At 27.1% G+C, this 16074-nt stretch carries 14 protein-coding genes and 1 pseudogene; 14 read left to right on the top strand and 1 reads right to left on the bottom strand.

What is annotated here, in order from left to right; translation table 11 throughout:
* The 6 genes and pseudogenes from HUJ77_RS11880 to HUJ77_RS11855 form a co-directional block, all read left to right on the top strand.
* Positions 1–187: pseudogene (locus HUJ77_RS11880) on the top strand (hypothetical protein); the annotation flags it as partial.
* Between the two features lie 72 nt (positions 188–259).
* Positions 260–529, top strand: a complete 270-nt coding sequence (locus HUJ77_RS11875) for a DUF3343 domain-containing protein (protein ID WP_291708903.1) — start codon at positions 260–262, stop codon at positions 527–529.
* A 20-nt stretch (positions 530–549) separates the two neighbouring features.
* A complete protein-coding gene (locus HUJ77_RS11870; RefSeq protein ID WP_291708901.1) occupies positions 550–2013 on the top strand; it encodes a YncE family protein in 1464 nt (487 codons plus the stop codon).
* 1 nt (position 2014) lies between these two features.
* On the top strand, positions 2015–3079 hold the full coding sequence (locus HUJ77_RS11865; protein ID WP_291708899.1) for a hypothetical protein: 1065 nt from the start codon (positions 2015–2017) through the stop codon (positions 3077–3079).
* A 37-nt stretch (positions 3080–3116) separates the two neighbouring features.
* A complete protein-coding gene (locus tag HUJ77_RS11860) occupies positions 3117–4796 on the top strand; it encodes a 2-oxoacid:acceptor oxidoreductase subunit alpha (protein ID WP_291708897.1) in 1680 nt (559 codons plus the stop codon).
* Positions 4796–5665, top strand: coding sequence for a 2-oxoacid:ferredoxin oxidoreductase subunit beta (locus tag HUJ77_RS11855; protein ID WP_291708895.1), 870 nt, complete (start codon positions 4796–4798; stop codon positions 5663–5665). The genes HUJ77_RS11860 and HUJ77_RS11855 overlap by 1 nt, the downstream gene beginning before the upstream one ends.
* Positions 5666–5706: 41 nt before the next feature.
* On the opposite strand, the gene mnmH is transcribed toward HUJ77_RS11855, so the two are convergent.
* Positions 5707–6813, bottom strand: a complete 1107-nt coding sequence (mnmH, locus tag HUJ77_RS11850; RefSeq protein ID WP_291708894.1) for a tRNA 2-selenouridine(34) synthase MnmH — start codon at positions 6811–6813, stop codon at positions 5707–5709.
* A gap of 150 nt (positions 6814–6963) precedes the next feature.
* Between mnmH and HUJ77_RS11845 the strand changes: the two genes are divergently transcribed.
* The 8 genes from HUJ77_RS11845 to HUJ77_RS11810 all read left to right on the top strand — a co-directional run bounded on the left by HUJ77_RS11845 (position 6964) and on the right by HUJ77_RS11810 (position 15946).
* Positions 6964–7284 carry a rhodanese-like domain-containing protein gene (locus tag HUJ77_RS11845; protein ID WP_291708892.1) on the top strand — a complete coding sequence of 107 codons (321 nt, stop codon included), beginning with the start codon at positions 6964–6966 and terminating at the stop codon, positions 7282–7284.
* Positions 7285–7463: 179 nt separating this feature from the next.
* Positions 7464–9161, top strand: a complete 1698-nt coding sequence (locus tag HUJ77_RS11840; RefSeq protein WP_291708890.1) for an FAD-dependent oxidoreductase — start codon at positions 7464–7466, stop codon at positions 9159–9161.
* Between the two features lie 240 nt (positions 9162–9401).
* Entirely contained in the window at positions 9402–10634 is a 1233-nt protein-coding gene (pepT, locus tag HUJ77_RS11835) for a peptidase T (protein ID WP_291708889.1), read from the top strand.
* A 364-nt stretch (positions 10635–10998) separates the two neighbouring features.
* Entirely contained in the window at positions 10999–11949 is a 951-nt protein-coding gene (locus tag HUJ77_RS11830) for a histidine kinase (RefSeq protein ID WP_291708887.1), read from the top strand.
* A gap of 8 nt (positions 11950–11957) precedes the next feature.
* Positions 11958–12596 (top strand): response regulator transcription factor, encoded by a 639-nt coding sequence (locus HUJ77_RS11825; RefSeq protein ID WP_291708885.1) that lies wholly within the window; start codon positions 11958–11960, stop codon positions 12594–12596.
* 125 nt (positions 12597–12721) lie between these two features.
* The gene (locus tag HUJ77_RS11820; protein WP_291708883.1) at positions 12722–13657 is read left to right on the top strand and encodes an ABC transporter ATP-binding protein; all 936 of its coding nucleotides are present in this window, start codon (positions 12722–12724) and stop codon (positions 13655–13657) included.
* Positions 13658–13668: 11 nt separating this feature from the next.
* Positions 13669–14832, top strand: coding sequence for an ABC transporter permease (locus HUJ77_RS11815; protein ID WP_291708881.1), 1164 nt, complete (start codon positions 13669–13671; stop codon positions 14830–14832).
* On the top strand, positions 14801–15946 hold the full coding sequence (locus tag HUJ77_RS11810) for an ABC transporter permease (protein ID WP_291708878.1): 1146 nt from the start codon (positions 14801–14803) through the stop codon (positions 15944–15946). Before HUJ77_RS11815 ends, HUJ77_RS11810 begins: the two co-directional genes overlap by 32 nt.
* Positions 15947–16074 lie beyond the last annotated feature (128 nt).

Raw genomic sequence — 16074 nt, 5'->3', positions numbered from 1 at the left:
AAAAATTCAAGAAGAAATGGATTTAAAAATAACACTAGAAAATAAAAATAGAATAATTTTAGAAGAAAATTTATTAATGAAGAAAGAACTTTCTTCATTAATAGAAGAAAATAGAAAAATTAATGAAGAACTTGAAATAGAGAAAAATATATCTGTAATGGAAAGGCTTCTTAGAAAAAGGAATTAACCTTATTGGGAACTTATAAAAATTAATATCATAAAATGAAAATATAAATTACAAAAGGAATTGGAGAAGAATATGAAATTAGATGAATATGACTATATAATGGTGTTTACTTCACATTACAGAGCACTTTATATTTATGATAGATTAAGGCTTAAAAATATAAAAACAAAGTTAGTAACAGCTCCAAATAAGATAAATATAAGCTGCACACAAGCTTTGAAGATTAAGGAAGAGGATAGGGGAAATATTAAACTAGAGATTGATAGAAATAATATTTACCCAACAGCAGTATTTAAAATTATAAAGAATGGTAAAGAAGAGGAGTATGAATTAATAGAATAGCAGAGAGGAGGGAATCCATAGTGAATGCAATAAATAAAAATACTTTTTATGTATCTAATATAGGAACTAATAAGATTTCTATAATTAATGGTGAAAACTTAAGTATTATAGATGAAATTAAAGTTGGTCCAAGACCCTTTGAAATAGACTTAGATAATAAAAATAAAATATATATTGCTACAGATAGGAATGATAAGGTTACTATTGTTGATAGTACAACAAAAGAAATAAAAAATTTACACATTCCTAATAATGGTCATATAAAGGTGGATTCCATCTCTGAAAAAATTTATGTTTCTAATACAGAAGAAGTTTACATATATGGATTAAAAGAAGATAGGTTAATTAATAAAATAAGTGGATTTGTTGCAGTTAATAGTATTGAAATAAATAGAGATGGAAGTAAACTTTTCGTTTTAGATATTTTTCAAAATGAAATAAAAATTTATGACACAGTATCACTAAGACTTTTAAGAAGTTATAAAAATATAGGTGAAAATCCAAATTGCTTCTGTATTGGAGAAGAAGAAAGGTATGTATATATAGGAAATAAAAGCATAAGTAAACTAGGGCTTAATGGAAATATAGTAGTAATTGATTTGAATTCTGATGAAATTTCCCATATAAGCTTTCCTAAAGGATCAGATGTTACAGATATTAAAGAGCGTTTAGGTATATTATATATTGTGAATTCAGGACTTAATAGATTAGAAATTATAGACACATCAAAAAATAGTATTATAGGTAGCTTAAAGACTTCCTTAAGTAAACCCAGAAAAATTAAAGCTTTAAAGGATCAAACTTTACTTCTAGCAACTAGTAAGGATAAGGATGGTAGAGGAGCATTAGATTTAATTGATATTTATAATAAAAAAATATTAAATACATTAATGTTTAAAGATAAAGACTCAAATCCCTATGACGTAGTAGCAATTCAAAAAGAAACTTATAAGAATGAAGATATATTAAGCAGTACAATGACTAATATAGAAGAAAAGAAGGGGGAGCTTATTTTAGCTAACAAAGTATTATCTACTTATAAAGAGAAGATAATATTTCAGCAAGAAAAGGTTGAGATAATTAATGGTGATAAAATAACCATAGAAGAAATACGCTTTGAAAATTGTAAGATTATTGAGGAAAGTAAAAATAAAGAGTTTATTAGTAACAAGGAAGATTATATAATACTAAATTTTGAATTTTTAATTCCATATTATATAAAATATATTGATTCTAACAAAGAAATACTAAATATTAAAGGAAACCTAAGAGGAAAACAAAAGGCTGTTTTATATATATCAAAAGAGGAAAGTGATGATTTAGATTTTATTGTTAAGTCATCTAGTAAGATTATGGCCTTTCCATATATAAGTAGTAATTTCATCATATTTGATGTTAGCTCTATTATATCAACTTATGTTATAAAAGAAGAACTTATTTTTATACCTTCTAATGAAATAAATAATAGTTTAAAGGAGGTGTAATATGAAAAGTAAGGAATGTAATGATTTTTTATTAAGAACTAAAGATAAAAAATTATTGAAGTTTTACCATAAAGAAAAAATAGGTATTATTTGCTGTGAATTTATAAATAACAAGATAGTTAATAAAAAGATTTTAGCTAAAGGGTGCCTTAAATATTTTTATATATTTGAAGATAATAATACAAATATTAATTTAATATATCAAGACTTAACAGGAAAAATTATTTTATGTCACCTAAGTGAAGGAAATGTAAATTTCAAAACTATTTTTTATACTAAGACTAATTTTATAACTCCAATTAATATTAAAGCTATTTCATTAATAGATAATTCTTTTATTTTTTATACATTAGATAGTGATCCAACTAAAGTGTATTTTCGAAATAATATTAGTTCTGAAAGCGTAATAATTTATAAAGAAAAAAGTGATATAGACATAAATTATAAAATTCTACATGACAAAGAAAATATATCCTTAATAATACTTAGCACATCTTTTAATATGTTCAAAATAATTTTTAAAACATATAACTTAAAGAATAAAAAATGGGATAACCATAGAATAATTTTCATTTCTAGGCGTTCATATATAGATTCATCATTTTGCTTAGTTGATACAAAAATTCATTCTCTATTTATTATTAATGAAGAAGGCAAGAAATCATTAATATACAAATATAACTCTTTAGAAAAAGATCAATATACACAAAGAGAATTCATTATATATGAAGATGAGAATTTATCATCTTGCTTAATTATTGAAATGAAGAATATTGTTTACTTACTTTGGATAAGTAAAAATAAGCTTTATAGCTGCTATTCTCTAAATTTTGGCGAAAGTTTTTCTAAACCACTTATTTGTATAGATAGTCTAAAAGACTGTATTAGAAAAATAGATTTTATTGATAATGGAGAACTTAAAGAAATATATCTAGGTGAAAAACTTGGAGAAATAACTTTGTTTTTAGAGAAAATAATAAAACACAACGACTCTTTCCATATAAATCATAAGGAAATAACCTATAAACCAAAAGATAAAAAAGAGGTACTACAATTAAAAATTTAATCTTTTAGTATAAGTAAATATAAGAGGAGGGAATTAAATGGAGTACAATATATTAATTGGAGGAAGTGCCGGACAAGGTCTTGATACTATAAGTGATTTTTTAGAAAAAGTCATTAAAAAATCAGGCTTTTACTTATTTTCAAACAAAGATTATATGTCAAGAGTAAGGGGAGGACATAACTTTATACAAATTAGATTTGGAGAGAATAGATTATTCGCCCACAGAGATAAATTAGATTTAATACTTGCCTTAGATGAAAATACTGTTTTATATCATAAAGAAAAGCTTGTGAAAGACGGTGTTATTATAGCTGATAAGGGAATAAAGGTTCATGATGAAAAAATATTGAAATTACCCTTATTAGAATTAGCAAAGAGTCTTAGTTTATCAAAAGCTTTTACTTCAGTTGCAGCTGGGGTAATACTGAAGTATTTTTCTATAGAAATAGAAGGAATAGAAAAATATTTTAATAGTAAGTTGTCAGAAGAAATAATTAATAAAAATATTGAAGCTGTTAAGTTAGGCTATGAATTAATAGATTCAAAGTACAAACTTCAAGGAACAGATTTATCTAATAATATTTTAATTAATGGAAATAATGCAATAGCCTTAGGAGCAATTGCAGGAGGTGTAAATTTTTACTCAGCTTATCCAATGACACCAGCAACTAGCATTATGACTTATTTAGCTAAAAAGCAAAGTGAAATAGGAATTGTTGTTGATCAAGCTGAAGATGAAATTGCTGCTATAAATTTTGCTATAGGGGCATCTTATGCTGGTGCAAGAGCTATGACTGGAAGTTCTGGAGGGGGAATATCACTTATGGTTGAGGCTTTTGGACTTGCAGGAATAACTGAAACTCCAGTTGTAGTAGTAGATTCTCAAAGACCAGGGCCAGCAACAGGATTACCAACAAGGACAGAACAAAGTGATTTAAGCTTTCTGTTAACGGCTGCACAAGGGGAATTTCCTAGAGCTGTAATAAGTATAAGAAATGCAGAAGATGGATTTTATAAAACTATAAAAGCCTTAAATTTAGCTGATAAATATCAAACTTTAGTAATTATGCTAACAGATCAATATTTAGCAGATGCCAATATAACTATTCCTAAATATGATTTAAGTAATGTTAAGATAGAAAGATATATATCTAATGGAGAAGAGTTAAAAGAAGGTGAAGAGTATAAGAGGTATAAGATTACTGAAAATGGAATATCAGAAAGAATGATACCAGGAAATTCAAAAGGGCAAACTGTCCTAGTAGATAGTGATGAGCATACAGAAGAAGCACATATTACTGAAGCTTCAAGTGTAAGAAAGGCTCAAATGGAAAAGAGAATGAAAAAGCTTCAATTAATTAAGTCTGAAATGGAAGAACCAGAATTTATGGGTAATGAAGATTTAGATATTTTATTAGTAGGTTTTGGGTCAACCTATGGAGCTTTAAAGGATGCTGTAGATGAATTGAATAGTGAAGGCATAAAGGTTGGTGCCTTAAGTTTTGGAGATATTTATCCATTGCCAGAGAAAAATTTAAGACTATATAATAATAAAGCAAAGAAAATAATAAATGTTGAACAAAATTATATAGGACAATTAGGAAAGCTTATAACTCAAGAAACAGGAATTTTAATGAGTAATAGCATATTAAAATATGATGGTAGACAAATAACAGGAAATGAAATTGTTGAAAAACTAAGAAGGGAGGAGTTTTAATGTTAGACTTAAATATTTTTAAAAGTAATGATGAAATTGCATGGTGTCCAGGCTGTGGGAACTTTGGAATTTTAATGGCATTAAAAGAAGCATTAGCAGAATTAAGTCTAATGCCTGAAGATTTGGTATTAGTATCTGGAATAGGGCAAGCAGCTAAAACTCCACATTACATTAAATCTAATGGATTTAATGGACTTCATGGAAGAGCGCTTCCACCAGCACAAGGAATAAAAATGGTTAATAAAAATTTAAAGGTTATAGTAACTAGTGGTGACGGAGATTCCTATGGAGAAGGAGGAAATCACTTTTTACATTGCATTAGAAGAAATTTAGATATTGTCCATTTAGTTCATGATAATCAAATTTATGGACTAACGAAGGGACAAGGTTCTCCAACAACAGGAAAAGGACAAGTTACTTCAATGCAATTTGAGGGAGTATATACGGAAGCTATGAACCCTTTAGCAATTGCAATAAGTGCAGGAGCTACCTTTGTTGCAAGAAGTTTTTCAGCAGATAAAGAACATCTTAAATCTATGATTAAAGAAGCAATGAATCATAAGGGGTATGCTTTAGTAGATATAATGCAACCTTGCGTTGTATTTAATAAAGTAAATACTTTTAAATGGTATAAGGATAGGATTTATAAACTAGATAATAGTTATGATTATACTAATAAATATGAAGCACTTAAAAAGGCAGAGGAATTTGGAGAGGGTGGTATACCTATAGGAATAATTTATAAGAATACCACAAAGGAAAGTTACCATGAAGTACATCCTGTACTAAAGAAGGGTGCAAATTTAATAGATAGGAAATGGAGTCCTGAGGAAACAGAAAATCTTATTAATGAGTTTTTATACAATTAAATTATTTTTATAAGAATGAAAATGGAGCTGTTGCGACAGCTTCATTTTAAGCTATTTAAATATTTTTTTACATCATTATAATTTCCTTCAAAAATAATTTTATCTTTTACATTTTCTAAGGAGTATTTATAAAGAGGATCATAATATTCCTTTAAAAATAATTCTATCCAGTATTTATGGTGCTCTATATTTTCCGTAGATAATTGGTTACTATAAGCTAAGTTTAATTCATCTATAACCCTTTTAAACTTATCTCCACCTATTCTTCTTTTTAGTCTTTCCATACTAGAATATATATAATTAAACCATTCCTTAAGGCCTTCTTCTAAGCCATATATGTTTATGTATTCTTCTTGAGCCTCAATAACATATTCATTTAAGGTATTTTCTATTCTTTCTTCAAGACTTGAGGATAAAAGAACTATGTCTCCAGAATGAAAATAATTAAAAAACTCTTGGGGAATAAAGTTTTTGCCAATGTTTTTACCTTCATCTTCAAAAACTAAGTATTTATAGCCTTTATTTTGTTTATTTATTAAATCATAGGCTAAGTTATTTTCAAAATTTATTTGAGTTGGCTGTGGTTTAACATGAGCTCCAAAAGAAGAACCTCTATGATTAGCAATTCCTTCTAAGTCTATAGAGTTTTCTAATTCCTTTAATAGCATTGTTTTACCAGAACCAGTATAGCCAGTAAGAACTATAGGTGTATAATTTTGATTTTTTTCTACCAATGAATCTAGTAAGTAATTACGAAAGGCTTTATAACCTCCTAATATTCTTGGAGTATTCATATGCAATTCATCATTTATCCATTCTTGAGCTATTCTAGATCTAGAACCTCCTCTAAAGCAATAAATTATAGAATCTGGATTTGATTTTATAAAGCTTGTCCATAACTTCAATCTATCTTCTTTAATTTTTCCAGCTACTATACTATATCCTAGTTTAGTGGCTTCTTCATTTCCTTTTTCCTTATAGCAAATTCCTATTATATGTCTTTCTTCATTATTTAATATAGGTATATTAATACTATTAGGAAAAGCTCCCTTTTCATATTCCATAGGGGCACGGACATCTATTAGTGGAGTATTATTTATTACTATACTTTTAAAATCATTAGTTTGGCATAGATTTTTATCTATCATAAATTCAACCTTCTTGTAAAAATATTTTTTCAATATTAAAATTATATATAAATAGTGAAAATATTTCAATTATTGTGACTTAGTTACATAAAAAATTTTAATTATGATTTACAATATAATTAGTAAAGAAATTATATAGGAGATGGTTAAATGTTTGGAATATTTAATAAAACTGTAGGGAAGGTTATCAATGTTAATGATATTGATAATTTAATTGGAAACATTAATTTAATAGATATAAGAGAACCTTATGAATATAGATCAGGAAGTATTAAAACTGCAAAAAACATACCAATGGGAGAACTTTTAGAAGAACCAGATAAGTACCTAGAAAAGGATAAAGAATATCATATTGTTTGCCAATCAGGCGGAAGAAGTGCTAGAGCTTGTAGCAGGTTAGAAGGATTAGGATTTGACGTAGTAAATGTTGCAGGTGGAGTAGGATCTTACGTTGGAAGCAGAAGAAAATAGATATTTTCTAATGCATAATGCACAATGCGTAATGCATAATTAATGGAATAATTTAGCTGGGCTAAATTATAAATAATGTTTATTATTAAAACTCAGTTTCTGAGTTTTTACAATAATTATGAATTATCCATTATTAATTATTAATTTGGTTACATTTTGTAACCACTGGAGGTTTTGGTATGAAAAAAGTATTAATAGTTGGTGGAGTTGCAGGTGGAGCTTCAGCAGCAGCAAGGCTTAGAAGGTTAAGTGAAGAGGATAAAATAATTATGTTTGAAAAGGGACCTCACGTTTCATTTTCAAATTGTTCACTTCCATACCATTTAAGTGGAATAATTGATGAAGCTGATAAGTTAGTTCTTATGAGTCCAGAAAAATTTAAGGCACAATACAATATTGAAGCTAGAGTAAGTAGTGAAGTAATTGCTATAGATAGAGCAAAAAAAGAAATAGAAGTTAAGAACTATTTAACAGGTGAAACTTATAGAGAAAGCTATGATAAACTAATCTTATCTCCAGGTGCTAAACCTATAGTTCCTAATATTCCTGGTATTGATAAAGTAAATGTATTTACAATCAGAAATGTTGTAGATATAGATAAGTTAAATAAATTTGTAAAAGACCTTAATACTAAAGATGTAGCAGTAATTGGTGGAGGCTTTATAGGAGTAGAAGCAGCTGAAAACTTAAGAGAAGCTGGATATAATGTTTCATTAGTTGAGGCATTAAATCAAATATTAAAGCCTTTTGATTATGATATGGTTCAAATATTACATAAGGAAATTTATGATAAGGGAATAAACTTAGTAGTAGGCGACAAAGTAGAGTGCTTTGAAGAAAATAAAGTAGTATTAAATTCTGGTAAAAAGATTTCTGCAAAAGCTGTAGTAATGGCAATAGGTGTTTCACCAGAAACTACTTTAGCAAAGGAAGCAGGTCTTGAAATAGGGGTTACTGGTGCTATCAAAGTAGATAGCAATTATAAAACAAGTGATGATGATATATACGCAGTGGGTGACGCAATTGAAGTTTATAATGCATTAACTCATAGTGTAACTAAGTTATCATTAGCTGGTCCAGCATTAAAGCAAGCAAGATCAGTTGCAGATCATATTAATGGCAAAAAAGGAATTAATAAAGGTTATATAGGTTCTTCTGCTATAAAAGTATTTGATTATAATGCAGCATCTACAGGCTTAAATGAAGGATTAATTAAAGCTTTAAATATGAATATAGATTATGAAATTGTAAGATTAATTACAAATGATAAAGTAGGAATTATGCCAGATTCAAAGCCACTTCACTTTAAATTATTATTTGAAGTTCCAACAGGTAAGGTTTTAGGAGCTCAAGCAATAGGTATGGGTGATGTAACTAAGAGAGTAGATATAATTGCTACATTAATAAAATTAGGTGGAACAGTAGAAGATTTAAAGGATTTAGAACTTTGCTATGCACCACCATTTAGTACAGCTAAAGATGTTGTAAATTATGCTGGATATATTGCTTCAAATTTATTAAATGGAGATTTTAAGCAAGTTAATGTAGATAAGGTAAGAGAATTAGTAGAAAATAATGCGTACATTGTAGATGTTAGGGAAGTTAGAGAATATGAAAATGGACATATTAAAGGATCTAAGAATATTCCATTAAGTCAATTAAGAGAAAGAGTTAATGAAATACCAAAGGATGTTCCAGTTTATTTACATTGTAGAACTGGCCAAAGAAGTTATAATGCAACTCTAGCATTACAAAACCTTGGATATAAAAATCTTCATAATATAACAGGTAGCTTCTTAGGATTATCTTTCTATGAATATTATAATGATGTAACTGGAAATAGAGAAAGTATAGTTACAAAATATAACTTTAGATAATATCAAATTTAAATAAATATTAATAATAACTACTATAAAAGGAGGAGCTGCGTATGCAGCTCCTTATATGTTTTAGTAGATAAAGGGATCAATTTCATATATATTTTATGCTTTTAATTATATTTTATACAATTACTTTATATTATTGTGCTAAAATATAGAGTATAAGATAAAAAATGTAAAATCTATTGTTTTATTAAAAAGTATAATTTATATAAATAAGTAGTAAAACAATGGAGAATGGAGAGTGACAGTATGAAAAAGGTAGAAGAAAGATTTTTAGAATATGTAAAAATCAATACAAAATCTGATGAAACAACTAGAGTAACACCAAGTACAAAAGGACAATTGGTACTTGCAGAAATATTATTAAATGAGTTAAAAGAGCTAGGCTTAAAGGATGCAAGAATAAGTGAACATGGATATGTTTATGCAACTTTAGAAAAGAACTGTGATAAGGATTTACCTGCAATAGGATTTATAGCTCATATGGATACTGCACCAGATTATAGCGGGGAAAATGTAAATCCTAAAATAGTTGAAAATTATGATGGTGGAGATATTAAATTAAATGATTCAGTAGTTTTATCTCCAAAGTTTTCACCAGAATTAAAGGAATATATAGGACAAAGATTAATTACAACAGATGGAAATACACTTTTAGGAGCTGATGATAAAGCAGGTCTTGCAGAAATAATGACAGCTGTTGAATACTTAATTAATAATCCTGAAATAAAGCATGGAGATATAAAAATTGGCTTTACTCCAGATGAAGAAATTGGTGAAGGAGCAGATCACTTTGATGTAGAAGGCTTTGGAGCAGATTTTGCTTATACGATGGATGGCGGAAGAATAGGTGAGTTAGAATTTGAAAACTTTAATGCTGCAGGTGTGAAAGTTAAAATAAAAGGAGTTAATGTTCATCCAGGATACGCTAAGAATAAGATGTTAAGCTCTATTATGGTGGCAAATGAATTTATAAATAGCCTTCCTTTAGATGAAGTTCCTGAAAAAACAGAAAAATATGAAGGATTCTATCACCTTTCAGATATAAATGCAACAGTAGAAAATACAACATTAAGCTATATTATAAGAGATTTCTTTACAGATACTTTTGAAGGAAGAAAAAATAAACTTAAAGAAGTAGAAAAGAAATTAAATAAGAAATACGGAGAAGGTACTGTAATTGTTGAAATAAAAGATCAATACAATAATATGAAAGAAAAAATAGAACCTGTAATGCATATAGTAGAAAATGCTAAAGAAGCGATGTTAGAAGCAAATGTAACTCCTAATATTAGACCAATTCGTGGTGGTACAGATGGTGCTAGATTATCATTTATGGGATTACCAACTCCAAATATATTTGCAGGCGGAGAAAACTTCCACGGCAAATACGAATATGTTCCAATTGAGTCTATGGAAAAAGCTGTAGAAGTAATAGTAAATATAGTAAAAAGATACGGCAAGTAATTGGCAATGCACAATTCATAATTAAGGAGGGCGCTGTGGCAACAGCTCCTAAATTAAAAATGTAGAATGTAAAATGTAGAATTATTGATGTAATTCCAAAGGAATTACTAAAAAAAATATATACTTTAGAAACTCCGAAGGGAGTTTCTTCTTTAATTTTACATTTTTCATTATTCATTCTTCATTTTCTATTGGGGGTGTTTTTATTAGTAAGTATGATATTTATATTTTAATGAAATTAATATTAAGTATATATGTATCTTGGACAAGCATAGAAAATAATAGTATAAACTTGATATTAGTCTTTTATATTCTTTTATATATTATAATTATATTAATTAAAGGAATGTTAGAGAAATATAACTTGTTATTTAGATTCCTTTCTATAATAGAAGCTATCCTTGTAGTTATTTTTGCTATTAAATATATAAATATATCAATGTTAATGCTTAGTATTTTAATAGTTGAATTATTTACAAAAGATATAAAAAAGATATATTTAGGAATATTATTATCCAATATACCATTATTATTTCTATCGAAAGATAGTGATTTAAAAAGTGTAGTGATAATTCTAGTTAATATGTTAGCTTTTATCTTGATTTACGAAATTCAAGCTGAAAAAATAAAGAAATTAGATGAAATTCAAGAAAATCAAAGAAAGTTAATATATAATTTGCAGAAGAAAATGGCACAAGAGATTGATATACAAGAACAAATTCTTTACACAGCAAGGCTAGAGGAAAGAAATAATATTTCTTCAAGGCTACATGATAAGATAGGCCATACTATATCTGGTACTTTACTTCAATTAGAAGCAAGTAAATTTATCTTGGATAAGGATAAAGAAAAAGGATTTTCTATGTTGGAATCTTGCATAGATAATTTAAGAAAAGGTATGGATGAAATAAGGATGACTTTAAGAAATATAAAACCTGCTGAAGAAGAACTTGGAATTAACAGAATAAGAAGAATTTTAGATGAGAAAATTAAAGGAACTAAAATAAATGGAAAAGTAACTTATACTGGTAATATTGAAAAGATTAGTGCTAGTTTATGGATGATTTTCATGCACAGTATAACCGAGTTAACCACTAATTCTATTAAGTATTCTAAAGGAGATTTAATAGAAATAAAAATAGAGATATTAAATAAGTTTATAAAGCTAGAAGTTAAAGATAATGGACTTGGATGTGAGAAAGTAAAAAAGGGCATTGGATTAAGAAATATAGAGGAAAGTATAAGTAATATAAATGGAAAAGTGATAATTAATAATGAAGATGGTTTCGATGTTATTATTTTAATTCCATATTAGGGGGGCCTATGAGTATAAAATTAGTAATTGCAGATGATGATGCATTAATAAGAGAAAGTTTAAAAATAATTTTATCTTATGATAAAGAAATTGAAGTTGTTGATACCTTTGAAAATGGTAAGGATTTAGTTGACTTTTTACTAGATAATAAAATTGATATAGCCCTAGTAGATGTTAGAATGCCATTAATAAATGGAGTTAAGGCAACCTTAGAGGTTTCACAAAAAACTGAAACAAAGGTAATAATTCTAACCACATTTGATGAAGATGAATACATAAGAGAAGGAATAAAAAATGGAGCTAAGGGGTATTTATTAAAAAACACTAAACCAGATAAAATAATAGAGACAATAAAGCTCGTAAATAGTGGAATAGCTGTAATTCAAGAAGAAATACTAAATAAGCTTTGTAATAATTTAGTTTCATCATCTAATAAAAAAGAAAAATTAGATGATAATATTTTTACTGAAAGAGAATTAGATGTAATGAAGGCAGTTTCTGAAGGCTTAAGCAATAAAGAAATATCAAAGAAGCTTTATATTTCTGAAGGAACAGTTAAAAATTATATAACAGCTATATTACAAAAAACGAATTTGACTCATAGAACACAAATTGCAATTTATTATATAAAAAATATAGGTATATAATTTTTAAGTATTACCTATAGTATAAAAAATATATGACTATTGTCATAGATAAAAGATGACCTTTGCTAGAGTTTTAGCAAGGTCTTTTTTTATATAATAATATTAAAGAAAAGGGGGATATATTTATGAAGGTTATAGAAATTAAAGATTTAGTTAAGAAGTATGATGACATTATTGCTGTAGATAATATTAATTTATCTATAGAAGAAGGAGAAATATATGGTATTTTAGGTCCTAATGGTGCTGGGAAAAGTACAACTATTAGTTTAATTTGTTCATTATTATTTCCTACCTCAGGTGAAATTAAAGTGTTTGGGGAAGATATAAGAAAAAATTTAAAAAGTATAAAAAAACATTTAGGGTTAGTTCCACAGAATATTGCACTTTATAAAGACTTTACTGCCTATGAAAATGTTAAGTTTTTTGGGGAACTGTATGGGTTAAGAGGAAAAAAATTAAATGAAGCTATTGATAAGGCTTTAGAATTTACAGGACTTTTAGATGTTAAAAAGAAAAAAGCAGAAAAGTTTTCAGGTGGTATGCTAAGAAGATTAAATATAGCATGTGCAATAGTTCATAAACCTAAAATATTAATAATGGACGAGCCAACAGTAGGAATAGATCCACAATCAAGAAATAATATTATGCAAGCAGTTAAAAAATTAAATAAAGAGGGAGTAACTATAATCTACACTACCCACTACATGGAAGAAGCAGAAAGCTTATGTAGCAAAATAGCAATTATTGATAAGGGTAAGATTATAGTAGAAGGTACCAAAGAAGAGTTAAAAGATATAGTTAATGATAAAAAGATATTTAATGTTGGCGTAGACGATATTTATAAGGTGGATGTAGAAACATTAAGAAATATAGAAGGAGTTTTAGATGTTTCTATTGATGATAATAATGTTATTATTACATCTGCAAAGGAAGTAAACAATATAAGTGAGATAATTAAAGAAATATCTACTGAAGATTTAAAAATAAATGATTTAGGATTTAAAGAAATAACATTAGAGACAGTATTCTTATCATTAACAGGAAAAAAATTAAGAGATTAGGAGGAAGAATTATGATTGCAATTATAAAAGCAACAATACTAAATAGTGTTAGAGATACAAAAAATCTTTTATTCATGATATTTTTCCCCATATTTCTAGTGTTCCTAATAGGTAATACATTATCTTCTTTTTTTGATAAAGAGAATAATAAAGTAGCAATTGAAGATTTATCAATTTATTATATTGATGAAGGTAGCACAAAAACTAAGGAAGTCTTTGAAACATTTAAAGATATCCTAAAGGAAAGTAAAGATATAGAAGATGTAGTATTAAAAGAAATAAGTAATATTCAGGACGGTAAGACAGAGGTTAAAACAAATAGAGCAATATTATTACATTTAAAAGAAAATACTATAGAGATATATTCTAATAATAATTCATCTATAAAATCATCTATTATTTATCAAATTTTGGAGAGTATTTGTGATAAGTATAATGCAATAACAGAAGTCTATACTATTAATCCAGTAAAAGCAGAAGAAATAACTAATAATAATGAAAATTTTATTGAAGAGGAAAATATACCTTATGAACAAACACCAAGTTCTATGGATTATTATGGAGTGGCAGAAATAGGTCTTATGCTTTTCTATTTTATTAATTATCCTTTATTCTCTATTAGACAGGATAAGAGAAATAAAATTAAAGACAGAGTAAGGCTATCAGGAATATCATCAGCAAAATACTATTTATCATCATTTATAGGATATTTTCTATTTTCTTATGGAGTTGCTTTAATAACTTATATCTTAAGTAAAATTATATTTGATGTTAATTATGGAGATAACTTATTAGTATTGCCATTAGCTATGATACCTTTTTTAATTATTGTAAATGGATTAGGAACTATAATACCTATGTTATCTGAAGATGATAAGGTTTTTACAACAATATTACAAAATATAATCATTCCAGTGTTAACTTTTTTAGGCGGAGGATATGTAGCAATAGATGGAGACATGAAAGGACTATTCAATATAATAACTAAAATATCACCATTAAGATGGTTTAATAGTAGTATATTTAGGTATATATATTCTGGAGACAATAGTGTATTAAAAAATTGGCTTCTATTTGGTGGAATAACTTTAATTACAGTAATAATAATAATAGAATTACTATCAATAAAGGAGGACAGGGGTAATGAGAAATATATTAGTATTAATAAAAAATAATTTGAGAGTCGACATACTGAAGAATCCCTTTGGGTTCTTAATAGGATTACTTGCTCCTGTATTAATTCTTTATATTATGCTTAACGTAATTGGAGGGAATTCAGGTTATATAAATATAGGAGTAATAGATAAGGATAATAGTATAACTAGTAATCTTATTATAGATTCTTTAAAAGACAAAGAAGGATATAATGTAAAAGAAGTAAAGCAAGAGGATATTATAAACTTATTTTCAGAAAAGGGTATTAGTGTTGTAATAGAAATTAATAAGGGTTTAGAAAAGGAAACTATTAACGGTGATATAAGCAAAGTTAAGATTACAGCTGTAGAAGATGATGGAATTGGGAATTTAATTAAAGATTTAGTTAATATGGAAATGAATAACCTAAGAGAAATTGCTTTAGCAAGCGATAAAAATGAAGATATATATTATAAATCCATAGATAATTACAGCAATAATATTACTGTTAGTATAAATAAGGAAAGTTTAAATGATTTATATAATGACTATTTTTCAAGTCAAGTATATATTGGATTTTTAATTATGTTTATGTTAATTAGAGGAATGAGGACAGCATACAGAATTTTCGAGGAAAAAGATGAAAATATTTATATGAGAATATTTATGGCACCAGTTAGAACAATAGAGTATTATTTAGCAGATATATTAAGTGGTTATATAACTATATTAATTCAAGTTGTTTTAGGAATTATAAGTATAGATATTCTTAATGTAGAAACAGGATTAGGAAATATTGAATTGTTTATAATTCTTGCATTAGTTGGATTAGTTTCAATTAGCCTTGCTCTATGCTGTAGTGCTTTTGCTAGAAATAGGGCAGAGGCATCAAATATTTTTAACTTTGCTAATATGCTATTTCTTATGGTAGGAGGAGCTTTTGTTCCACTTGAAGTAATGCCACCATTAATAGAAAAAATATCTTATTTTACTCCAGTTAGATGGGCTATGGAATCCATATCAGCTATTCAGCAAGGTTCAAGCTTTAATGAAACCTATAATTATTTGCTTTTAGTTTTATTATTTGCAATAGCATTTTTTATAATAGCTGCATATAAGACAACAAAGGAAGAAAAGAAAATAAGCATTAATTAAAGAATGAAGGAATGAAGGAATGAAGGAATGAAAAAATGAAAAAATGAAGGAATGAAAAAAACTCCCTATTTTAAACTTGACCCTGTCAAGTAGACAATAGGAAAAAAGACTCTTCATTATGCGGCATG

This window comes from Clostridium sp. (assembly GCF_021443865.1).
Lineage (GTDB): Bacteria > Bacillota > Clostridia > Clostridiales > Clostridiaceae > Clostridium.
Note: the sequence above shows the minus strand (reverse complement) of the source record. Positions and strands in the feature narration are given on the sequence as shown.

Coding starts and splice junctions, on each gene's coding strand:
- HUJ77_RS11820 (WP_291708883.1), top strand. CDS start 12,722: ATGAAGGTTATAGAAATTAAAGATTTAGTTAAGAAGTATGATGACATT.
- HUJ77_RS11815 (WP_291708881.1), top strand. CDS start 13,669: ATGATTGCAATTATAAAAGCAACAATACTAAATAGTGTTAGAGATACA.
- HUJ77_RS11860 (WP_291708897.1), top strand. CDS start 3,117: ATGGAGTACAATATATTAATTGGAGGAAGTGCCGGACAAGGTCTTGAT.
- HUJ77_RS11845 (WP_291708892.1), top strand. CDS start 6,964: ATGTTTGGAATATTTAATAAAACTGTAGGGAAGGTTATCAATGTTAAT.
- pepT (WP_291708889.1), top strand. CDS start 9,402: ATGGAGAGTGACAGTATGAAAAAGGTAGAAGAAAGATTTTTAGAATAT.
- HUJ77_RS11810 (WP_291708878.1), top strand. CDS start 14,801: ATGAGAAATATATTAGTATTAATAAAAAATAATTTGAGAGTCGACATA.
- HUJ77_RS11840 (WP_291708890.1), top strand. CDS start 7,464: ATGAAAAAAGTATTAATAGTTGGTGGAGTTGCAGGTGGAGCTTCAGCA.
- mnmH (WP_291708894.1), bottom strand. CDS start 6,813: ATGATAGATAAAAATCTATGCCAAACTAATGATTTTAAAAGTATAGTA.
- HUJ77_RS11855 (WP_291708895.1), top strand. CDS start 4,796: ATGTTAGACTTAAATATTTTTAAAAGTAATGATGAAATTGCATGGTGT.
- HUJ77_RS11825 (WP_291708885.1), top strand. CDS start 11,958: ATGAGTATAAAATTAGTAATTGCAGATGATGATGCATTAATAAGAGAA.
- HUJ77_RS11865 (WP_291708899.1), top strand. CDS start 2,015: ATGAAAAGTAAGGAATGTAATGATTTTTTATTAAGAACTAAAGATAAA.
- HUJ77_RS11875 (WP_291708903.1), top strand. CDS start 260: ATGAAATTAGATGAATATGACTATATAATGGTGTTTACTTCACATTAC.